This window comes from Pseudarthrobacter phenanthrenivorans Sphe3, from assembly GCF_000189535.1.
GTDB classification, from domain to species: domain Bacteria; phylum Actinomycetota; class Actinomycetes; order Actinomycetales; family Micrococcaceae; genus Arthrobacter; species Arthrobacter phenanthrenivorans.
Genome location: NC_015145.1, coordinates 196,552 through 217,904 on the forward strand (window position 1 = coordinate 196,552; position 21,353 = coordinate 217,904).

The window sequence follows — 21,353 nt, forward strand, 5'->3', positions numbered from 1 at the left end:
ACTAAGTTCCGGCGTCAACCGCGGCGGCCACCCGGTTCCGCGGACGCGGACGGGCAGGAACCCGGGTGATGGCTTCGCGCCGGGAACCCACCGTGTTCTCGATGGTGCCGATGCCTTCCACGGTCATGCGGACCACGTCCCCCGTCTTCAGTGGCGGGGGAGTCTGGGAGCCGTTCCGTCCCCAGAGCTCGGCCAGGCAGCCGCTGCCGCAGGTGCCGGAGCCCAGCACATCGCCGGGCCGCACAACGGAATCCTGCGAGGCGTAGGCCACCAGTTCGGCGAACGGCCACCCCATGTTGGAGAGCAGGTCCTGGCCGATAGTCTCGCCGTTGACTTCCACGGCCATGGAAATGGGCAGGAACCCTTCGGCGTCGTGCCGGTCCTCGAACTCGTCCGTGGTGACAATCCAGGGCCCCAAGGTGTTGGAGAAGTCCTTGCCCTTGCACGGCCCCAGGCTGACTTTCATCTCCCGCCGCTGCAGGTCCCGCGCAGACCAGTCATTGAGGATGGTGTAGCCGAAGATGTGCCGGTGGGCCTGTTCTGCGGTCAGGTTCCGGCCGTCACTTCCGGGTACGCGTCCGACGACGGCAGCGACTTCCGTTTCAAAGTCCAGGTCCATGCAACCTGCCGGAATACCTATCACCTCGCCCGTGCCGGTCACCGTGTGCGGGTTGGTGAAGTAGAACGTGGGCGCCTCGTACCACTCGGGCACCACGCCGGCCACGCCGTCGATGCTCTTCCGCACTCCCTCGACATGTTCCTCGAAAGCCACGAAATCCCGCATGGTGGCGGGCAGCAGCGGGGCGAGCAACTGCACGTCCGCCAGCGCAACCGCGGCGGCGGAACCGACGGTTTCCCGGGCAATAGCTAGGGTTTCGGCGAGTCCCGCTTCCAGCAATGTCTGGACGTCCTGGCCCTCGGGCAGGGCGTAGCAGTTGCCGCCCTCCACAAAGCCGGACCGCGTCCCGCCGTCGTCATTCCAGCGAGCAATCTTGACCATGAAGTTCCTCCTTAGGCTGTGCGGCGGGCAGGGACTGAAGCGGCCGTAATGCCAAGGGCGGCGGCATTGCCGGCCAGCACGTTGCCTTCGTCCCCGGCAGAAAGTCCGGCAGCCTGAACCTCGTCCACCGGGAGGTCGGAACCCATGTCGAACGGGTAGTCCGAACCGAGTAACACCTGCTCCGCGCCGGCGGCTGCGACGAGAGCCCGCAGCTCGGCAGCACTGTGGACCAGCGAATCGAAGTACAGCTTTTTCAGGTAGGACGACGGCGGCTGGGCGCAGCCGTGCGCCTCCGGGCGGACCCGCCAAGCGTGGTCGGAGCGGCCGAGTTTCGTGGGCAGGTAGCCGCCTCCATGCGCCGCCAGCACTTTCAGGTCCGGGTGCCGGTCCAGGACTCCACTGAAGATCAGGTGGGACAGGGCCACCGCATTTTCAGCGGGCTGGGAGACGGTATTTGCAAGGTAGAACCGGTCCAGCCGCTCATCCAGCGAGCAGCCGAACGGGTGCAGGAACACCAGCGCGCCCAGTTCCCCGGCGCGGCTCCAGAACGGTTCCAGCCGGGAGTCGGAGAGTTCCACCGTTGTCCGTTCCCCGTCCGGGGTGGCAGCGAACGAGCCGATCTCGACGCCGAGCAGCCCGCACTCCAGCACTGCGTGCTCCAGCGCCTGAACCATCAGGGCGGGGTGCTGCAGCGGGACCAGGCCCAGGCCGTTGAGCCGCTCCGGTGCACGGTCAACGAACTCGCGCACCGCCTGGTTGGCCGCCTTGGCCACCTGCAGCGCAAGTTCCTCGCCGGCAAAGTAGTAAAAGTGCGACGGCGACGGCGAGACCAGCTGCACGTCCACGCCCTGGGCGTCCATGTCAGCGAGCCGGCGGTCCAGATCAGTCAGCTGCGGCCACCGCTCCTTGATCATCTTGCCCGAAGCAGCCATGGACTCCGGCCCGTTACGCCGCACCTCCAGCTCCTGCTGCGCGCCGAAGCCCGCGGGATCGGCCTCGGCCGCGAGCTGCTGCAGGGCCGGGAGCAGGACGTGGGCGTGGACGTCGACTGTGGGGCTTTCACCAGGGCGGGTACTCATGCAGGTTCCTTCAGCATGGTGGAGAGGGAGTGCATCAGGCCCGGCACATCGGCGTCGCGGACGCCGTCGAGCATCCACTGGCCCAGCTGGACTGACGCGTTAACCACGGTCCTGGCCCGGTCCAGGCGGCGGTCAGTGAATTCCTTCCAGAGCGTTTCGGTGACGTCATCGGCCTGGATCAGCAACTCCGCCAGCACCGCGGCGTCCTCCAGGGCCATCGCGGCACCCTGCGCCACCGTGGGCGGGCAGCTGTGGGCGGCGTCGCCGATGATCACGGTGCGGCCGCGGTTCCACGGGCCGTCCACCAGATGGGTGGTGAACCACGTGTAGTTAATGCGGGCGCTGTGGTCCAGGTTGGCCCGGATTTCGTTCCACGGGCCGCCGTAGGCGGCCGCGAGTTCGGTCATGATGCGGGGGCCGTCCTCGTGCTTGCGCTCCTGGGCCTTCTCCACGAGGTAGGCGTAGATAGTGTCTGGGCCGGTGGGGCAGTAACCGGCGATGAAGCAGGGGCCGCCGTATGTCAGGTCCGTGCGGACCACTTCCTCGGGCCGTTCCACGAAAGCGCGCCAAATGCCCATGCCGGTGGGCTGGGGCTCCACCTCGATGCCGATCGCTTTGCGGACGGCGGAGTGCAGACCGTCGGCACCGATCACGAGGTCATAGGTGGCGCTGCCGCCGTCGGCGGTGCTGACGGTGACGGAACCGCCGTCGTCCGTAATGTCGGTGACCGTCTTGCCGTAGCTGATCCGCGCGCCTGCCTGCTCCGCACGTTCGCGGAGGATGGCGGTGAGGTCGGGGCGGTACATGCCCATGGTGGCAGGCAGGTCGTCGCCGCCGGTGCGGATGTCCTCCAGGACGGCGATGACGGTGCCCTCCGGGTTGGGAGCTCGCAGGCCAAGGGTGCTGAAGCCATAGCCCTTTGCCTCCACCTTGTCCCAGACGCCCAGCTGGCGGAGCACCCGCAGGGCGTTTCCCTGCAGGGTGATCCCGGACCCGAGGGTCTGCGGGGCGTCGGCCTTCTCCAGGATTTCAACCTGGACTCCGGCGTCGGCCAGGAGGATGGCTGCGGCAAGCCCGGCGGCTCCCGCCCCAACGATTCCGACGTTCTGTACTGCTGCCATCGCTGACTCCTTTGTATTGACGGCGTTACTGCTGGTGGTTGTTGTACTGCAAGTTACCGGACTGTCTTTATCGAACGGCGATCGGGTTCACGGGAGATCCGACGGCTCCTGTAATGGGGAGCGGGGCTGCGGTAAGCAGGAAGTCGTACCTGTCGTCGGCCGCGCATGCCTCTGCCAGTCCGTCCGGATCCCACATCTCGCCCAGGAACAGGCCGAGGTTGGGGATGGCGATCTGGTGGAGGGGCTGGAACGCGCCATCGAATTCGTTGGGGCGGACCTCGAAGCCCCAGGTGTCAGTGGCGATCCCGGCGATCTCGCTGCGGTGCAGCCAGGGGGCGGTGCTGAAAGACAATCCCGGGGCTGAGCCTCCGGCGTAGTCACCCCAGCCGTCGCGCCGCACCCGGGTGTACTGGCCGGTGCGGATGACCACGATGTCGCCCCGGCCCACCTTGGAAGTGGTCCCCTGGAGCTCAATGGTCCGTTGGAGGTGCTCCGGGGTGATCGCGAATCCGTCCGGCAGTTCGCCGTCGTTCCTTCCCAGCTCCGGGCCGAGGGCACGGCCGACGTCGAGCAGGACCCCGCGGGTGACGATCTTGGCGGCGGCGGTCTCGATACCGGTGACCAGGTCGCCTTCGGAGGTGACCACGTCCCCGGCGGCGCGGCCGTTCCAGGCCTTGCCTTGGTCGAAGATGTGGCCCAGCCCGTCCCACTGCGTGGAGCACTGCAGCGGCATGGCGATCACATCGTCCGCGCCGCCGAAGCCGTGCGGGAAGCCCTGGTTGCCGCGTTCGGCATCCACGCCGGTGTCCGTCATGGTGTGCACGGGGTTGGTGCGCCGGCGCCAGCCCTTCTGCGGGCCGTTGGTGTCGAATGGCTGGGAGAGCGAGAAGGCCTCTCCCGTCCGTACCAGGGCGGCGGCTTCGACGCGCTTGCCGGCGTCGATGAAGTTCAGCGTCCCCAGGACGTCGTCCTGGCCCCAGCGGCCCCAGTTGTTGTGGGCCTGGGCCATGGCGCGGATGCTGCCAAGGGGATCGTCACGCCGGATAACCGGGGAATCAGTGGTTGATTCCCCGGTTCCGGTGGTAGGTGCTGTGTCCTGGGTGGTCACGGCTTGCTGCTTTCGGTGGTGGTTTCGTCTTTGCAGTGGATGAGCTGGGTGCCCAGCCCGGTGATGGTGCCTTCCATGACGTCCCCGTCCTGCAGGAGCCGGCCCCAGTGCTGGCCGTTTCCGGCAGGGCTGCCGGTGAGGACCAGATCGCCCGGGCGCAGCGGCATGATCTGCGAGGCTTCGCTGACGAGCTTGGCGACGCCGAAGATCATGTCGGACGTGGATTCGTCCTGCATGGCCTTGCCGTTGAGCTTGAGGGTGACCTGGACATTCTGCGGGTCGCCGAAGAACTTGGCCGGCACCAGCAGCGGCCCGGTGGGCAGGAAGCCCGGCGCGTTCTTTGCCCGGTACCAGTCCGACCCGATGGCCGGCATGTCCTTGCGGAAGACGTACTCACGGGTGGTGATGTCGTTGACCATGGTGTAGCCGAACACGTGGTCCAGGGCTTCCTCGGGGGTGACCCGGAACGCTGTCTTCCCGATCACTGCCGCCAGTTCGAGCTCCCAGTCGTGGGACTTGGAGTAGGCAGGCAGGGTGAGGTCGTCCGTGGCGGACGCGATCGCCGTCGGAAGCCCGATGAAGAAGTACGGCGTGCCCTGGCCCGCGCGCTTGTCCATCATAGCGGCCGTCCTGGCGCGCACTTCCTCTGCGTCCTCGCCAGGCTCGCGGTGCGCGACGGCAAGGTCGATCACATGCTTGCGGTAGTTCGCGCCCGTCTGCAGGATCTGGACCGGCTCCACCGGGACGAGGATTTCGACGTCGGCCAGCGCCAGGCCGGCTTCCTTGCCCGCGGAGGCGGCCAGTGAGTCCAGCTGGCTTTCCGTGGTGTCCCAGTGCTCGATTAGGGAGTTGATGTCCCCGTCCAGCGGCAGGACGCGGTCTTCAACCGCCAGTCCCACGCGCGCCTTGCCGTCACCGGACTCCTGGTACCGGATGAGTGCATACTGTGCTTCGGCCATGATGCCTTAGCCCCGGCCGTGCTTGGCGTACGGGTTCAGCAGGGCTTCCTTCATTTCGGGCGAGGCGCCTTCCTCCGTGGCGGTGAAGCCCTCGGCAGGCGGGAAGGATTCGGTCATCGAGTGCGGCATGGCGCCGTTCTTGTAGAAGTTGTTCGAACCCAGGGACGGCTTCCAGGTGTTGGCTTCCCAGTCGGGGACGTAGTTGCGGTAGCCGCCGGAGTTCAGCTCCACGCGCAGGCCGGACGGCTCGCGGAAGTAGAGGAAGTTCTGCTCGCCCACGCCGTGGATGGAGGGGCCGTATTCCATGGGGGTGCCGTTTTCCATCATCACGTCGGCGGTGCGGAGCAGGTCCTCGGTTGCGTCCACCCAGAAGGCGATGTGGTTGACGCGGCCGGGACGGCTGGACGTGTCCAGGACAACGCCGAGGTCGTGCGACTTTTCGTTCGTGGTCAGGACGGAGAAGACGGTGATGGGTGCTTCGTCCAGGTCAACGAAGGCCATCACGCGGAAGCCCAAAGCCTCGTTGTACCACTTGGCGAAGCCGCGGACGTCGGAGGTGGCCACCGTGACGTGGTCCAGGAAACGGGGCGCTGCGGCGTGGCTGCTGCGGCGTTCCGGGCGGTCCGGGTAGGTGGACTCGAAGCCGGGCTCGGCCACGAACTTCTCCACGTCATAAAAGAGGCGCATGTGGTGGCCGTAGGGCCCGGTGAATTCGTAGGCCTTGCCGTAGCCGTGGCCGCCGGCGGTCCAGGTGCCCTGCACGCCGGTGGCTTCGACGCGCTGGGCCGCGGCTTCCAGGGCTGCCTGGGAATTGGTGCGCCAGGCCATCCGGCCCAGGGACGCTTCCGGGCCTTCAGTGACTACCAGGCTGTAGCGGTAGTAGTCGCCCCAGCAGCGGAGGTAGACGTTGCCGTCCACGCGGTCGATGATGCGCATGCCGAACTTTTCCTCATAGAAGCGTGCCGACGCTTCGACGTCCGGGCTGGTGATTTCGAGGTGTGCAAGATGGGAGAGGGGAGTTTCCACGTTGAAGTCCTTCTGGTTACTGGCTGCGGTTTCTTGGTGCAGGTCCTGTAACTACTGTGAGGCACTTCATATATTCGGGGAAGGCGGTGTTTTTGATATCAAGTATCCGTCTCGCTGATACTGATGCTTGCGGGTACAAGGGCTCTATCGCTGGCCCGCCCAGGCGTCCATGCTGGGCAGATGACCGGTGAACTGGCGCTGCCGCCCGACGTCGAACGCCATGCCTCCGCCAACCATGCCTTGCACCCGGACCGTGTCTGGGTCCGGGTGCTGCGGGGTGCGGTGGGCATCTTCCTGCTCGTGGCCATCATCCAAAAGACCTACGATGCGACGTTGCCAGGCAACGACGTGGACATCCCCCAGCTCTACTCGGAGTTCACTGTGCAGGCGAACCTCGTCGTCGGACTGGTGCTCCTGGCCTCGGCGGGGCGGCCAAGGGCCCGGCTCCCACAATGGTGGGACCACCTGTTCGGCGCCCTCGTCCTGTATCTGGTGATGACCGGCATCATCTACATCGTCCTGATAGCCCCTGCCGACGAGCCCTGGTGGAGCTGGGACCTCTACTGGCCGCAGATGGCGCACCACCGGCTGGCCCCTTTGTTCGTGGCGCTGGACTGGCTGCTGGTGACCAAGACTGCCCGGGGTGCGTGGTGGCGCCCCCTGGCATGGTTGGGCTACCCCGTCGCTTTCCTCGTCTTTTCCTGGCTGCGCGGCGGCATGGATGGCTGGTACGTCTACGACTTTCTTGATCCGACCCTCGAAGGTGGCTGGGCGGCCGTTCTCATCACGACGGCGGAGGTACTTATCGCGTTCCTCGTGGCCGGGCTCCTGGTGCACTTGGCCGGAAACCTTCGTGCCAGGCTTGCTGCGGAGCGCTAAGGCTGCTGACCGGTTCGGAGGCCGCTACTCCTTCCCCAGCCCCGCGGCCGAGGTCTTCTTGCCGGCCACCTGGTTGAGCGCCACCAGGTCGAAGATGCCCTTGATGTCGGCCTGCTTGGTGGTGCCTGCCGCGACGCCGTCCGCCAGGAGCTTTTCGTAGGTGCCGGCCAGCGGGTCCACCGTGAACACAATGTTCTGCAGGGACCTGGTGATCACGTCCGCCTTCAGCTCCGCTCCCGCGGCTTCCTTCAATGCTGCGTTGATGACGGCAGCCTTCTCGCCGTCGGCTGCATTGTTCAGCCACTCCACCGACTTCACGTGGCCCTTCAGCAGCGCCTTGACGGTGTCCGGATGATCTGCGGCGAACTTCTGGTTCACGATCAGGACGGTTGTGGGGAACTCGCCCGGCTTGCCGGACAGCGAGCCGTCCCACAGGTCTTTTTCGTCCACCAGGACCTTGGCGCCGGCGGTCAGCACCAGGCGGGAGGCCCAGGGCTCGGGCAACCACGCGCCGTCGAGTTTTCCGTCCTGGAACAGCTTGAGGGTCTGGGCGTTTTCCGTGGGGTTGATGGCCACGTCGCCGCTGCCGTCCACGTTGGTTTTGTACCCTTCGCCAGCGAGCCAGCCCCGGAGGGCGACATCCTGCGTGCCGCCCAGCTGCGGGGAGGCGAGGGTCTTGCCCTTGAGGTCCGCCGCGGAGTTGATCTCCGGCTTGACCACCAGCTGGGCGCCGCCGGCGGCTGCACCGGCGATGATGTTGACCGACTCGCCGCCGCTCTTGACGAACGAGTTGATGGCCGGATTCGGGCCGATGTAGGTGGCGTCGATGGCGCCGGCGTTGAGTGCTTCGATGGCTGCTGGGCCTGCGTTGAACACCTGGGTGCTGAGCTTGGTGCCGCCCAGTTCGTCCGCGATATGGCCCTGGCTGTCGCCCACCAGGGCGGGAGCGTGGGTGACGTTGCCAAAGTAGCCCAGCTTCAGCTCGACGGCGGGGTTGCCGGCGGAAGCGGTCTCCTGGACTGCCGCCGGGCTGCTGTTGACGGCGGAGGCGACGGCGGCGCCACCACCGATGAGGGCCAGGGCAGCGGCAGCAATGCCGATCTTGAGGCCGAACGGGCGCTTGGGAGCGGCGGGCTGGCCTGCAACAATGCGGGTTGAGCCTTGCTGCTCCGGGCGCTTGTCCGATGGTTCTGACATGGGAATTCCTTTGCTGGGGCGGATGCTGAGATGAGATTACGGAGGCTCCAGCAGTGCCACAATCGTTCCCGTAGCAGGCGTTCACGGGACGTCGCGAACACTCAATGCGGCGTAGCCGAGCGTCACGAAACGTCGTGCGGCGTCTTGTGGGTGGGGCCCTGGGCCCCGGGATGCACGGGCATCGCTTTCACCATAGGCTGGCCGGGTGGATACAGATACCGTGAATTCCCGCGAACAGGGCGGGCAGCTCGACAGGCAGTCGCGCATTCTTGAAGCAGCGCTGGAACTGCTGTCGCGCCACGGGATCTCCGGGGTCAGCATGCGCGCGGTGGCGCGCGAGGCGGGAGTCGCCCTGGGCCTGGTGAACTACTACTACGAGGACAAATCAAGCCTGATCCGGGCGGCACTGCACAGCGTGGACAAGCACGACCTTGCACTGGTTGCGCCGGACCCTGCGCTGCCCCCGGACGAGCAGCTCCGGAATGCCCTCCACCGTGTTGCAGGGCCGGAACTGCTGACCACGCGCTACCTGTCCCTGCGCCTTCACCTGTGGGCGCTCGCGAAGGCAGACGACGATTTCGCCCTGATCAATGCGGCGGCGTTCGACCGGTACCTCGACGGGCTTGCGGCGCTGATCGGGAATGCCAGGCCGGAGCTGTCCGCCAAGGAATGCAAGGAGCGGGCCGCGGACATCGTTGTCCTGCAGAACGGCATGTGGCTCACCGCGCTTCTTGGCGTGGACAAGGAGTCAATCCGCCGGAGTATCGCCCGCACCGAAGAGATCGCCTTCGCCGCATAGCGGCGGGAGCTACCCTGTCACATTCGGGCGGAAGCGCGACACCTGGGAAGGCGGAAAGGCACATTCCCGCACGTCACCGCAGGCCTGATGTTTCGGCGTCGTAAATTTTGAACGTTTGTCCAGTTTTCCTATTGAACACTCGTTCAAGGTGCACTACTCTCCTTGGATATGACCTACGCCACACCAGGGGATACCGCGGATTCTCCGGCCAACACGGTCAACCTTTCGCTTTCGAAAGAACGACGACCCGCCCTGGGCTGCTGTCACCGGCACCAGGTAGAAGGAGAGTTTGCAGCATGACAAAAAACCACTACGACTACGTCATCGTCGGCGGTGGAAGCGCCGGTTCGGTGCTGGCCAACCGCCTGAGCGAAGGAGGCCAGAGCAGCGTCCTGGTCCTCGAAGCCGGGCGGAGCGACTACCCCTGGGACCTGTTCATCCAGATGCCCGCCGCGCTGACCTTCCCCAGCGGCAACCCGCTCTATGACTGGCGCTACCAGTCGGATCCCGAGCCGTACATGGGCGGCCGCCGCGTGGCCCACGCCCGCGGCAAGGTCCTGGGTGGCTCCAGCTCCATCAACGGCATGATCTTCCAGCGCGGAAACCCGCTGGACTACGAGCGCTGGGGCGCCGATGCCGGCATGGAAACCTGGGACTTCGCCCACTGCCTTCCGTACTTCAACAAGATGGAAAACGCGCTCGCAGCGGATCCCGACGACGAGCTCCGCGGGCACGACGGTCCCCTGGTCCTTGAGCGTGGCCCCGCCACGAATCCGCTCTTCCAGGCGTTTTTCATGGCCGCCCAGCAGGCCGGCTACCCGATGACCGATGATGTCAACGGGTACCGCCAGGAAGGCTTCGCCCCCTTTGACCGGAACGTCCACAAGGGCCAGCGGCTCTCGGCCTCCAGGGCGCACATCCGGCCCAACTCCTCCCGGAAAAACCTCACCGTCCTGACCCGGGCGCTGGCCACGAAGGTCAACTTCAAGGGCAATGTGGCAACGGGCGTGACCTACCGCCGCAACGGCAAGACCCACCAGGTCAACGCCGGTGAAGTGATCCTGGCCGGCGGCGCCATCAACACCCCGCAGCTGCTGCAGCTCAGCGGCGTGGGCAACGCCGCCCACCTGAACTCACTGGGCATCAACACGGTGTCCAACCTGCCCGGCGTCGGCGAAAACCTCCAGGACCACCTTGAGGTCTACATCCAGCACGCCTGCACCGAGCCGGTCTCCATGCAGCCGGCGCTGGACGTCTGGCGCATGCCGTGGATCGGCATGCAGTGGCTCTTTGGCCGCAAGGGCCCGGCAGCCACCAACCACTTCGAGGGAGGCGGCTTTGTCCGCTCCAACGAGGACGTTGCCTACCCCAACCTGATGTTCCACTTCCTCCCGGTTGCCGTCCGCTACGACGGACAGAAGGCGGACGCCAAGCACGGCTACCAGGTGCACATTGGCCCCATGTACTCCGACGCCCGCGGCACCCTGAAGATCAAGTCCACGGACCCGACGGTCCACCCGTCCATGGTGTTCAACTACCTGTCCACGGACCAGGACCGGCGCGAATGGGTGGAGGCCATCCATGTTGCCCGCGACATCCTGGGCCAGTCCGCCATGTCGCCGTTCAACGGCGGGGAGCTTTCCCCGGGCCGGTCCGTGCAGACGGACGCCGAGATCCTTGACTGGGTTGCCCGCGACGCCGAGACGGCGCTTCACCCGTCCTGCACAGCGAAGATGGGCCCGGACTCCGACCCCATGGCCGTGGTCAACCCGCTGGACATGACGGTCCATGGCACCAGCGGCCTGCGCGTGGTGGACGCCTCCGCCATGCCGTACGTCACCAACGGAAACATCTACGCCCCCGTCATGATGCTTGCGGAAAAAGCCGCCGACCTCATCGCCGGCAAGGCACCCTTGGCGCCCCAGCACGCAGAGTTCTACCGGCACGGCGTTAGCCCGCTGGAGCGTAACAGTGCCGCTGCCACCGCAGCGGCAGGGCGGGCCTAGGCATGATGGATGTGCAGGAAAAGGAGAAACCATGACCGCCACCGTTGAGCAAGTCCAGCAGTCCCGGGAGGCACAGGGCACCGTCAAAGGCCTGTACATCGACGGCGCCTGGCAGGAAGCGTCCGACGGCGGCACGACAGTTGTGCGCTGCCCTGCGGACGGGCGCGAGGTAGCAGAAGTAGCGTCCTCGACGGCGGACGACGCAGAGCGGGCGATCGCGGCTGCGCGCTCAGCTTTTGACCACGGCCCCTGGCGGCGGCTCACCGACCTTGAGCGCGGGGCGGTCATGCTCCGCGTGGCCGAACTGCTGGAGCGGGACAAGGCTGCCTACGCCCGGGCCGAGGCGCTCGATACGGGCAAGCGGCTCGTCGAGGCCGAGTACGACATTGACGATATTGCCGCCTGCTTCCGCTACTACGGAAAGATCGCAGGCCTCGATGCCGGCAGGGTCATCGACACGGGCCGGCCGAACGCCATCAGCCGCGTGGTGTATGAACCGCTCGGCGTGTGCGCCCTCATCGCCCCTTGGAACTACCCGCTGCTTCAGGCGGCATGGAAGGTGGCGCCAGCACTGGTTGCGGGGAACTCGTTCGTGCTCAAGCCCAGCGAGCTGACGCCGTCGACCTCCATCCTGCTCATGGAGACTCTCGCGGAGGCCGGCGTTCCTGCCGGCGTGGCGAACCTCGTCACCGGATCCGGGTCCAGGGTGGGGCCGCTGCTGAGCTCGGACCCGCGCGTCGACCTGGTTTCCCTGACCGGGAGCCTGGCCACCGGACAGACCATCATGGCCGCCGCTGCAGAGACAGTGAAGCGGGTCGCCTTTGAGCTCGGGGGGAAGAACCCCAATGTCGTCTTCGCAGACGCGGACTGGGACGCCGCCGTCGACAATGCCCTGACGGCTGTCTTCCTGCACTCCGGCCAGGTGTGCTCGGCAGGAGCGCGGCTCGTCGTCGAGGAGACGATCGCCGAGCGCTTTGTGGCCGAGGTGGTGGAACGGGCGAAGAAGATCCGGATGGGCGGACCGTTCGACTCCTCGGCTGAGACGGGGCCGCTCATCTCCGAGAAGCACCGCAGCCAGGTTCACGCCTACGTGCAGGCCGGGATCGCGGAGGGCGCAGAACTGTTGTGCGGCGGCTACATCCCTGACGAGGGGCCGCTCGCCGACGGATTCTTCTACCCGCCCACCGTGCTCGCCAACTGCCGCTCCGGCATGAGCGTGCTGCGGGAGGAGTCATTCGGGCCGGTACTCACGGTGGAGACGTTCCGCACGGAGGACGAGGCGGTGGCCATCGCCAACGACACGGAGTACGGACTGGCCGGTGCGGTGTGGACATCCGACGCCTCCAAGGCGCAGCGCGTCGCTGCCGGCCTCCGGCACGGAACAGTGTGGATCAACGACTACCACCCGTACGTGCCGCAGGCGGAATGGGGCGGTTTCGGGAAGTCGGGGATCGGCCGCGAGCTGGGCAGCGCGGGCCTCAACGAGTACCGCGAAGCCAAACATATCTGGCAGAACATCCAGCCCGCGCCCAGCGGCTGGTTCGGCGCATCCCATCCGGAAGCGGGGGCAGGCGTAGCCGAATAGGCACCAAACAGCAACGGGGGAACGGCGGGGCATCGCGCACGGCGGTGCCCGGCCGGTTGCATCACCTGCGTCCAACGGCGGCCGCAGGTCAACACCACTGTGCTTTTCTGACTTAGGAGTTCAGATGTTGGAACCCAGCAAGAGTACTGATTCAAGCGGCATGGCCGAATTCGGCTATGCCCAGACTTTGGACCGCAGCATCGGCAAGTTCGCCAGCTTCGCGGCCGGAGTCAGCTACATTTCCATCCTCACCGGCGTTTTTCAATTGTTCTACTTTGGTTTCTCCATGGCTGGCCCCGCCTACGCGTGGTCCTGGCCCATCGTCTTCGTCGGCCAACTGATGGTGGCGCTCTGCTTCGCCGAGCTCGCCGGCCGCTATCCGGTGGCCGGGTCCGTCTACAACTGGGCCAAACAGCTCTCGTCGAGTACGTTCGCCTGGCTGGCCGGGTGGCTGCTGCTCATTTCCTCCATGGTGGCGCTCGGAGCGGTCGCCCTGGCGCTGCAGCTAACCCTGCCCCAGATATGGTCTGGTTTCCAGATCATCGGTGACGGCACCGGCACCTACGACTTCGCCCTCAACGGCGTCCTGCTGGCGAGCATCATGATCACCATCTCCACCCTCATCAATGCCTTCGGCGTGAAGCTGATGACCAAAATCAACAGCATCGGCGTCTTCGTTGAGCTGGCCGCCGCCGTACTCCTCATCCTGGCATTGGGATGGCACGTGGTGCGGGGGCCGGAAGTCCTGTTCAGCACCGCGGGCTACGGCGAAGGGCACGACCTTGGCTTCTTCGGGGTCTTCCTTATCGGCGCGATGGCATCCGGGTACGTGATGTACGGCTTCGACACGGCCAGTTCCCTGGGCGAGGAGACGAAGGACCCCAAGAAGACCGCTCCAAAGGCGATCCTGCGGGCGATCACGGCTTCCTTCATCCTCGGCGGTCTGATCCTCCTCGGTGGACTCTTGGCCGCTCCCGACCTGAACGATCCCAAGCTGGGCAGCGCAGACGGCGGTCTGCAGTACATCGTGCTCTCCGTGCTGGGAGGGCCCTTCGGCAAGGCATTCCTGGCCTGCATCGTCGTTGCAGTGTTCGTCTGCACCCTCGCAGTCCACGCAGCCGCCATCCGCATGATGTTCGCCATGGCCCGTGACAACAACCTGCCTTTCAGCCGGCAGCTCAGCAAAGTCCACCCCGAGCGCAAGACGCCCACCGTGGCGGCCATCGTTATTGGGGTCATCGCCATCATTCCGCTGGTCGTCAATGTCTCTCAGCCAGCGATCTTCACCATCCTGTCAAGCATCAGCATCGTCCTGATCTACCTGTCCTACCTGCTGGTCACCGTGCCCCTGCTGCGGCGGCGCTTCCTGAAGAAATGGCCGCTGTCCGACGAAACCCACGGCAAGGCCGGGTTCAGCCTGGGAAAGTGGGGCCTGCCCGTGAATATCCTCGCTGTCCTGTGGGGCGGTGCCATGACGCTGAACCTGATCTGGCCGCGGCCCGAGATCTACAACTCGGTGCCGCCGTTTGAGTGGTACCTGCAGTGGGGCGGCGTCATCTTTGTTACTGCGGTCACCGTTATCGGCGTCCTGATGTACAGGCTGAAGCTCCGGCACCACACCGGTGTCCTCGCCGGGCACGCCGCCGGGTCCCCGGAAGCTCCAGCTGCTCCCTCGGCCCCGGCACATGCTGCGGCCCTTATCCAACCGGTGCCTGCAGCTGCCGCAACTGCAGCTGTAGCCGTACCCGCAGCCGACCAGGAGGTCATGGACGGGGCCCGGTAGGTCAACTTTCGTAGCACGGACGGGCATCCCTCCGCCACGCCCCGCGGCGGAGGGGTGCTCGCCGTCGTCGTACAGGGCTGTATGTCATGCAGCCTTGACCAGGGGAAGCTCGTCCCAGTGGGTGGTGTACCGGGGCGAACGCATGGTGCGTTTCATGCTCCAGTCCAGGCCGGTCTTGATGCCGGCGTGGCCCAACCCGATGGAGCCCCGCCCGAAGCGGCGGCTGACGTCCTCCAGGAGTGTGCCGATATGGCGTTCCTCGTGCGGGTTCTCAAACGGCTCCAGCGGGGATTGGTTGCCCGTGGGCCTCAGGTCCGTGAGCATCAGCCCCACCTTCACGTATTTCACGCCTTCCCGAATGCTGGGCAACAGGGCATGCGCCGCGCGCGTGAGCAGCAGGGGATCGGCCGTCGGCATGGGCAGGGCGACGCATACAGAGGGATAGGCCTGTTCCTCGCCCCTGAAGGGAGACGTGCCCGCGAAGGCCGTCAGGACTTTGGCCTGCAGCCCGTGCTTCGCCAGACGGGCGCCCGCGTGCTGGCCGTAGACGCTCAAGACCTGACGCAGCCCGCCAGCAGTGGTGACGGGAGTGGAAAAGGAGCGGGAAAAGATGAGCTGGTCCCTGCCGATCCGTTCCTCCTCCATGGGGATACAGGGGGTCCCGTTGAGTTCAAGGACGGTGCGCATCATCACCACGGAGAACTTGTCCCGAACGGCCACGGGGTCTGTGCGGGTGAGGTCCAGGATGGTGTGGATGCCGATGGCGTTCAGGCGCCGGGTGAGCCGTCCGGCAACGCCCCAGATTTCCTCGACGGACAGGCGCCCGAGCAGGCGCTCCCGCATTGCTGCCGGCACGCTGTCCCAGTGGCATACCCCCGCAAACGCGGGATTGTTTTTGGCCCACTTGTTGCAGAGTTTGGCCAGGGTTTTCGTGGGCGCAATACCCACGCACACGGGCACGCCCACATGGCGGCGGACGGCCTCCTTCATGGTCTTGCCCAGCGCCAGCAGCTCCTCCGGGCTGCCCTTCACGCCAAGGAATGCTTCATCGATGCTGTAGACCTCCAGCCATGCCGAGTACCTTCCGAGCAGCTCCATGACCCGGGCGCTGATGTCCCCGTACAGCTCATAGTTGCTGGATTTCGCCACCAGCCCCCATTCCTTGGCACGCGGTGCGAGTTTGAACCATGGCTCGCCGGTGGCAATGCCCAGGGCTTTTGCCTCGGGGGAGCGGGTCACGGCGCAGCCGTCATTGTTGGACAGCACCACCAGGGGCCTGCCTTCCAGCGAGGGATCGAAGGCACGCTCCGCGGAGGCGTAAAAGCAGTTCACGTCCACGTGGGCGATCTGCGGCATCTGCCGCATCGGCGCGGGTCTAGACATGGTGCAGGCACCTTGTGGCCACGCCCCAGATGGTCAGCTCGGACAGCGCAGGCACCCTGATGTCCGGATATTTCGGATTCTCCGCCTGCAGCACCACGCCCGCGGCGGTCAGGCGGAGGCGCTTCACGGTCAGTTCGCCATCCAGCACGGCGATGACCACCGAGCCATCCTTCGGCTCCAGCGCCCTGTTGACGATCAGTTCATCGCCGTCGCTGATCCCGGCCCCTTCCATGGAGTCTCCCGTCACCCGGACCACGAAAGTGCTGGTGATGTCCTTGATCAGGTGGGCATTCAGGTCGATCCGGCCATCAAAGTAATCCTGCGCCGGCGAAGGAAACCCCGCAGCGACGGGCACCGGCGCGATCAGCACCGAGAACAACGAAGCGCCCGCATCTATCACACGGGGACCCACAATAACGCCCACAACACACCTTTATTCGAATATATGTTCGATACGGTTCAGTGTAGTCCTTGCCTCGGACAACCGATACTGTCCCGTCTTAGCCAGGGGTGCTCCAGGGAAAGCACGACGGCGGCCCGGCGCCGGGGAAGCAGGGAATAAAGGCAGGGGAAGCGTCCTTCTTGTAGCGAACGCCAGAGAAGAAGATCCTGATGTGGTCGCAGCCGCTTGACTGATCTCAAACCGAAGAGGGGCATCATGACCAGCGGGACTCACCACAACAACGCCAGCCTGGAAGGCGCACAGCAGCGTGCCATGGAAATCCGGGCGCTGTACGAAATCCTCGAGCAACGGCTGAACGGCCAAGTGTGGACCTTGCACGAACTGATGCTCGGGTTCACCAATGACGTCGGCATGGTGGGGCGCCTCATCCTCGCAAACGATGGAACGTGGGACATCGACGGGGACGTGACGGCCCAGCTCAAGCACAAGCTGGGGGAGTCGCTGTGGTGGATCATGGTTCTGGCCGAACGGCTGGACATCGATATTACGGAGGCATTCACCGGGACCATGGACAACATTGAACGGGGGTTGGCGGCGGCCGTCGGCCGCCAGGGCGGGTAGCCTCCCCGGCTCGTGGTCCAGGCCCGACTGCAGTCCTTAACACAGCAGGAGCGGTGCTGCCCCCGGTGGGGCGGCACCGCTCCTGCTGTGGTTCAGTATGCTTCCCGTACCTAGCTGATCGCGGGCACGGATTCGCGCACGGCCGGCGCCGTGAACCGCGCCCCGGTGTCGGGGAAGGATGGAACCTCGATCCGTGCGTGGGTGTGCACCTCCTGGACCGTCCGCCGGGTGTGCTCCGCGATTTCCTCCATGGTGGCCACCCACATGCCGTCCATTCCCTTGACCCGCTCCATCAGCCGTTCCAGGGCCACCGCCTTGGAGGGCCGGCCGGAGATGAAGGGGTGGTTGGTCAGGACGAAGCAGCTGCCCTGCGCGTGGTGCGCCTCCGCCTCGAGTGTCCACATCTCCAGGACCTTGGCCGGGCTTTCAATGACGCCGCTGCCGGTCACGCCGGGGTAGAAGGCGTACTGCTCCCAGTCGTCAAGGGCCCAGTCGACCGGGATTTCCACTAGGTCCCTGCTGTCGCCCGGGGCGACGCTGAAGCGGTAGGGGGCATCGCCGTCGAGCAGGCTTGAATCGTAGAGGAAGCCGCGGTCCGCCAGGAGGCCGGCGGAGTGCCAGTTCAGCTCCCACCACGGTGCCCTGTAGCCCACCGGCTCAACCCCGGCTGCCTTGGCCAGCGCCTCCAGTCCGCGGTCGATGTAGCGGGCCTCCGTGTCGGCGTCGATGCCCTGCATGGGCTCGTGCAGGTAGCCGTGGTGGGCCACCTCGTGCCCGGCGTCCACGATCTGGCGTACGGTGTCCGGGTAGCACTCGGCGGTGAAGCCGGGGACGAAGAACGTGGCGCGGATGTCCTGCCGCTGGAGGATCTGCAGCAGCCGTGGAACTGCCACCTTGGGCCCGTAGGACTGGTGGGTCATCAGCGACATCCGGCGGGTGCTCTTGGGGTCGTGGGCGATGGTGCAGGATTCGGCATCGACGTCGAACGTGAAGGATGCTGCGGCGCGCTTGCCCTCGGGCCAGGCGATCGGGTGGGCGGCGTCGGAAAATGCTTCAAGGGTCATGGTGGTCCTAGCGTTGCGGGGAGTTCGGCGAGCGGGAGTGTCGGGAGGCGCGGTTCAGAGTGCGGCCGGCGTGCCTGGTGCCGAGGCTCCGGTGAGTTCGGTGGCGTGTTGCCCGTGGACCGTGGCGGCCGGCGCAGGTTCAAGGAACTTGCGGTGCATCCTCGGGCCGAGGATGGCGTAGCTGGTGGCGCTGGCAAGGCCGCCGGCGAGCCAGGACAGGTCCCAGCCGCCCAGGGCCACGGCGACGGGGCCCTGCATGGCGGGGACGAGCCCGTACATGAACAGCCACGTGGCGAAGATGCCCACCAGGAGGGAGGTGACTCCTGCCCAGTTGACGCCGGGCAGCCGCCTGGTGCCGACGCCGTCGAACAGCCGCTCCGGGTTGCCGGGCCAGCGCTTGTCGATCCAGAAGTAGTGCACCAGCATCACGCCGCCCCAGGCGGCCACCCAGGCAACGAGGCCGATGAGCCAGGCGTCCAGGACTGCAGCGAAGTCCTCCTGGAAGATGAAGAAGACGACGGCGATGAGCGAGAATGCGCCGACGAACAGGTTGAGCTTGCGGCGGCTGATGGTGATGTCCAGCGCCTGGGTGGCAACGGAGAAGGTGTAGATGTTCAGGATGTTGGTGGCGATGGGGCCGTGCAGCACCATCAGCAGGACCGGGAGGGCCAGGACGCCGAAGTTCTGGACGATGAGCTTTCCGGGATCGATCTCGCCGCTGTTGGTGGCGAGGCTTGCGCCCAGGACGCCAAGCCAGACCACGGGGATGAACTGGCCCAGCACGGAGGCCAGGTAGACCTTCTTCTTGGGCACTTCGGTGCTGACGAAGCGGGAGTAGTCGGCGGCGTAGGTGAACCAGGTGATGCCCCAGCCGATGCCGATGGCGGTCATGACCGCGCTCATGGCGGCGATGCGTTCGGAGCCTTCCAGAATGTTGCCTGCAGGGCCGGCGTAGGTCCAGTCGATTTCCATCCCGAACCAGGCCACGGCGGACATGACCGCCAGGATGATGATGGTGGGCGGGACGGTCCATTTTTCGAACGCGGCGATGGCTTTGTAGCCGAACCAGGCGATGGCTACCTGTGCGGCCATGATTCCGGTGGCCACGGCGATCTTCCAGCCGTAGTTTGTAGCTGCAGGGTCCACCCAGCCGAGGGTCCCGAACAGTGCCATGACCAGGTCCAGGATGATCCAGGTGTTGACCGCGCACCAGCCGATCACCAGGAGCGCCTGGATGGCCGCCGGCAGGTAGTTGCCCCGCCGGCCGAACGCGGCCCGGGCCAGGACCATGCCGGTGGCCCCGGTTTTCTGGCCCAGCAGGACGAAGCAGCCGAAGAGCAGCATGCCGATCAGGTTGCCCAGGACCAGCACGGTGACAGTGTCCGCGAAACCCAACCCCAGATGGATTCCGAGGGCACCCAGTACCCAGTTGATCGGTGCAAGGTTGGCGCCGGCCCAGATCCAGAACTGGCCGGAAACTTTGTGCGTGCGCTGGGACTCGGGAATGGGCTGGAGCCAGGCTTCGACGTCTTGGGCCGGCGCCATTGCCGGCCCAGTCTGCGTCGTGGAGAGGTTGTCTTGCATGGGGAAAGCCTCCATAAGTGAAAGGGATAGATCCAGATTATGTGGCTCATGCCACAACCACCACATACAATGTGTCGTGAAGATTTACCTTTTATGCGACGGAGTGTCATGCCGATAAGCCTGCAAGATGTTTTGAAACATTCCACCCTCACACCTGCTGATCCCGTGGTCCGCGCAGCGGCGGCGATTGCGGCGCAAACGCAGCTGCGCTGGATCCACTCCAGTGAGGTTTTGGACATTGCCCCGTTACTTGGCGGTGGTGAGCTGCTGCTTACCGGCGGTCAGGCCTTGGCCTCAGCATCGGACAAGCGGCGCATCGGCTACATCTGGGAGCTGGCGGAACGCGGAGTGGCTGCGCTTGCCATCGAGACAGGAGCGGCCCTGCCTTCCATTCCGTCCTCCATGGTGGGAGCAGCCGAAGCCGCGGGGCTTCCCTTGATTGAGCTGCGGAAAGTGGTGCCCTTCGTGGGCGTCATGGAAGCCATCAATTCGCTGCTGGTAAGCGAGTCGGCTGCGCACCTGCAGCAGGCTGACCGGGCCAGCCATGCCATGGCGGTGGAGCTGGCCCACGGCGGCAGCCTTGACCGGATCCTGGCCGTCCTCGCCGACGCTGCAGGTGCGGAAGTTGTCCTGACCTCCAACGCGGGCGCTCCGCTGGCGAGTGCGGTCCCTGCTGGCTATGCCGGGGATGGTGGCCTCGCTCCGATGGGGGAGGCCGACCAGGACCGTGCACGCACCACCCATATCGATGTGTCCGTGCGGGGCATACCTTCAGCGCGCCTGAGCCTTCACACTCCGGCGGGAGGAGATGTGAACCTGGCACGGATTGCCGGGAACCGCTCGGTGGACATCCTGGCCTTGGCCCTGCTGCAGCGCATGCCGCCCGGCCTGAAGGAAATGGCGGGTGCCGCACTGATCCGCGCCGTTGATTCCGGCATGCAGAACTGGCGGCTCCAGCAGCTGGCCCCGGCTGCCGGTATCCCCCCGGCTGCACAGCTGGTGGCCGTGGTGATCCGTTCCCCTGGCTCCCGGCAGCTGCGTACGACAATTGAGCAGCTGCTGGACCGGGTGGGCCGGCACAGCGCCAGCTATGCGGATAGCGAGGAGCTGTTGGCGCTCGCGGTGTTGCGGACCGGTAAAGCCCAGGAGGACCGGGGCGGGATCCTGGCCGGGCTCCGGACGCTCGAATTGCCGGAGGGCACCGTCAGTGCGGTGGGTCCCGTGGCTTCCGGAATTTCCGCGGCACCCTGGTCGCTGGCAGAGGCGCGGCTGACGCTGGACGTGGGAGCCGGTTATGAGCCGCCCTCATTTTCGCCGCGACAGGCCAGCGAGGTGCTCGACGCCGAGGCCTTCGCGGTGGAACGCCTTGCGTCCCACTCCCTGGACGAGGTGCAGCGAACCGATTTTGTCCGGCAGCAGCTCGGAGCCCTCCTTGAGCACGATGACCAGCGCCGTTCGGCCTTGGTGGAAACCTTGCGGGTCTGGCTTGATTCGGGCTGCAACACGGCACAGGCTGCGCGGGAACTCCATCTGGAGCGGCAGTCTATGCATCAGCGCCTGCAGCGGATTTTCGCGCTCTGCGGCGGTGATCCGCGCGGCACCGGCCGGCTGCCTGCGCTGCATCTGGCCACCCGCCTCGCCGCCCTCCAGCCCAAGTAACCCCCGGACGCTCTCTCACTCAACGTGGGTTTCCTGCGGACGCTCTCTCACTCAACGTCGGTTTCCCACGGACGCTCTCTCACCTTCCGGAGGCGCC

General features: G+C 65.9%; 18 protein-coding genes. 7 read left to right on the forward strand and 11 right to left on the reverse strand.

The window, feature by feature from the left end:
- Position 1: 1 nt before the first annotated feature.
- The 6 genes from ASPHE3_RS00940 to ASPHE3_RS00965 all read right to left on the reverse strand — a co-directional run bounded on the left by ASPHE3_RS00940 (position 2) and on the right by ASPHE3_RS00965 (position 6,293).
- Entirely contained in the window at positions 2-1,000 is a 999-nt protein-coding gene (locus ASPHE3_RS00940) for a fumarylacetoacetate hydrolase family protein (protein ID WP_013599351.1), read from the reverse strand.
- A gap of 11 nt (positions 1,001-1,011) precedes the next feature.
- The gene (locus tag ASPHE3_RS00945; RefSeq protein ID WP_013599352.1) at positions 1,012-2,079 is read right to left on the reverse strand and encodes an amidohydrolase family protein; all 1,068 of its coding nucleotides are present in this window, start codon (positions 2,077-2,079) and stop codon (positions 1,012-1,014) included.
- The gene (locus ASPHE3_RS00950; protein ID WP_013599353.1) at positions 2,076-3,200 is read right to left on the reverse strand and encodes an FAD-dependent oxidoreductase; all 1,125 of its coding nucleotides are present in this window, start codon (positions 3,198-3,200) and stop codon (positions 2,076-2,078) included. Before ASPHE3_RS00950 ends, ASPHE3_RS00945 begins: the two co-directional genes overlap by 4 nt.
- A 67-nt stretch (positions 3,201-3,267) precedes the next feature.
- Positions 3,268-4,308 carry a cyclase family protein gene (locus ASPHE3_RS00955; protein WP_013599354.1) on the reverse strand — a complete coding sequence of 347 codons (1,041 nt, stop codon included), beginning with the start codon at positions 4,306-4,308 and terminating at the stop codon, positions 3,268-3,270.
- The gene (locus ASPHE3_RS00960; protein ID WP_013599355.1) at positions 4,305-5,267 is read right to left on the reverse strand and encodes a fumarylacetoacetate hydrolase family protein; all 963 of its coding nucleotides are present in this window, start codon (positions 5,265-5,267) and stop codon (positions 4,305-4,307) included. The genes ASPHE3_RS00955 and ASPHE3_RS00960 overlap by 4 nt, the downstream gene beginning before the upstream one ends.
- A gap of 6 nt (positions 5,268-5,273) precedes the next feature.
- On the reverse strand, positions 5,274-6,293 hold the full coding sequence (locus tag ASPHE3_RS00965; RefSeq protein ID WP_013599356.1) for a VOC family protein: 1,020 nt from the start codon (positions 6,291-6,293) through the stop codon (positions 5,274-5,276).
- A gap of 180 nt (positions 6,294-6,473) precedes the next feature.
- Here ASPHE3_RS00965 and ASPHE3_RS00970 point away from each other — a divergent pair, with 180 nt between their 5' ends.
- On the forward strand, positions 6,474-7,172 hold the full coding sequence (locus ASPHE3_RS00970) for a Pr6Pr family membrane protein (RefSeq protein WP_013599357.1): 699 nt from the start codon (positions 6,474-6,476) through the stop codon (positions 7,170-7,172).
- Between the two features lie 24 nt (positions 7,173-7,196).
- Here ASPHE3_RS00970 and ASPHE3_RS00975 read toward each other — a convergent pair whose 3' ends face one another.
- Positions 7,197-8,369 (reverse strand): ABC transporter substrate-binding protein, encoded by a 1,173-nt coding sequence (locus ASPHE3_RS00975; protein ID WP_013599358.1) that lies wholly within the window; start codon positions 8,367-8,369, stop codon positions 7,197-7,199.
- A gap of 205 nt (positions 8,370-8,574) precedes the next feature.
- Here ASPHE3_RS00975 and ASPHE3_RS00980 point away from each other — a divergent pair, with 205 nt between their 5' ends.
- The 4 genes from ASPHE3_RS00980 to ASPHE3_RS00995 all read left to right on the forward strand — a co-directional run bounded on the left by ASPHE3_RS00980 (position 8,575) and on the right by ASPHE3_RS00995 (position 14,542).
- Entirely contained in the window at positions 8,575-9,168 is a 594-nt protein-coding gene (locus ASPHE3_RS00980; RefSeq protein WP_041651818.1) for a TetR/AcrR family transcriptional regulator, read from the forward strand.
- Between the two features lie 296 nt (positions 9,169-9,464).
- Positions 9,465-11,174 carry a choline dehydrogenase gene (gene betA / locus ASPHE3_RS00985; protein ID WP_013599360.1) on the forward strand — a complete coding sequence of 570 codons (1,710 nt, stop codon included), beginning with the start codon at positions 9,465-9,467 and terminating at the stop codon, positions 11,172-11,174.
- A 31-nt stretch (positions 11,175-11,205) separates the two neighbouring features.
- Entirely contained in the window at positions 11,206-12,759 is a 1,554-nt protein-coding gene (locus tag ASPHE3_RS00990; protein WP_013599361.1) for an aldehyde dehydrogenase family protein, read from the forward strand.
- A gap of 124 nt (positions 12,760-12,883) precedes the next feature.
- On the forward strand, positions 12,884-14,542 hold the full coding sequence (locus ASPHE3_RS00995; protein ID WP_013599362.1) for an APC family permease: 1,659 nt from the start codon (positions 12,884-12,886) through the stop codon (positions 14,540-14,542).
- 84 nt (positions 14,543-14,626) lie between these two features.
- On the opposite strand, the gene ASPHE3_RS01000 is transcribed toward ASPHE3_RS00995, so the two are convergent.
- Both ASPHE3_RS01000 and ASPHE3_RS01005 read right to left on the reverse strand, forming a co-directional pair.
- Positions 14,627-15,925 (reverse strand): Y-family DNA polymerase, encoded by a 1,299-nt coding sequence (locus tag ASPHE3_RS01000; protein WP_457920592.1) that lies wholly within the window; start codon positions 15,923-15,925, stop codon positions 14,627-14,629.
- The gene (locus ASPHE3_RS01005) at positions 15,918-16,349 is read right to left on the reverse strand and encodes a LexA family protein (protein WP_041651820.1); all 432 of its coding nucleotides are present in this window, start codon (positions 16,347-16,349) and stop codon (positions 15,918-15,920) included. Before ASPHE3_RS01005 ends, ASPHE3_RS01000 begins: the two co-directional genes overlap by 8 nt.
- A 234-nt stretch (positions 16,350-16,583) precedes the next feature.
- Here ASPHE3_RS01005 and ASPHE3_RS01010 point away from each other — a divergent pair, with 234 nt between their 5' ends.
- Positions 16,584-16,949, forward strand: a complete 366-nt coding sequence (locus ASPHE3_RS01010; RefSeq protein ID WP_013599365.1) for a nucleoside triphosphate pyrophosphohydrolase family protein — start codon at positions 16,584-16,586, stop codon at positions 16,947-16,949.
- A 110-nt stretch (positions 16,950-17,059) separates the two neighbouring features.
- On the opposite strand, the gene ASPHE3_RS01015 is transcribed toward ASPHE3_RS01010, so the two are convergent.
- Together ASPHE3_RS01015 and ASPHE3_RS01020 are read right to left on the reverse strand one after the other, a co-directional pair.
- Positions 17,060-18,013 carry a polysaccharide deacetylase family protein gene (locus tag ASPHE3_RS01015; RefSeq protein WP_013599366.1) on the reverse strand — a complete coding sequence of 318 codons (954 nt, stop codon included), beginning with the start codon at positions 18,011-18,013 and terminating at the stop codon, positions 17,060-17,062.
- Positions 18,014-18,067: 54 nt separating this feature from the next.
- A complete protein-coding gene (locus tag ASPHE3_RS01020; RefSeq protein WP_013599367.1) occupies positions 18,068-19,597 on the reverse strand; it encodes a purine-cytosine permease family protein in 1,530 nt (509 codons plus the stop codon).
- A 108-nt stretch (positions 19,598-19,705) separates the two neighbouring features.
- Here ASPHE3_RS01020 and ASPHE3_RS01025 point away from each other — a divergent pair, with 108 nt between their 5' ends.
- The gene (locus tag ASPHE3_RS01025; protein WP_041651822.1) at positions 19,706-21,256 is read left to right on the forward strand and encodes a helix-turn-helix domain-containing protein; all 1,551 of its coding nucleotides are present in this window, start codon (positions 19,706-19,708) and stop codon (positions 21,254-21,256) included.
- Positions 21,257-21,353: the final 97 nt, after the last annotated feature.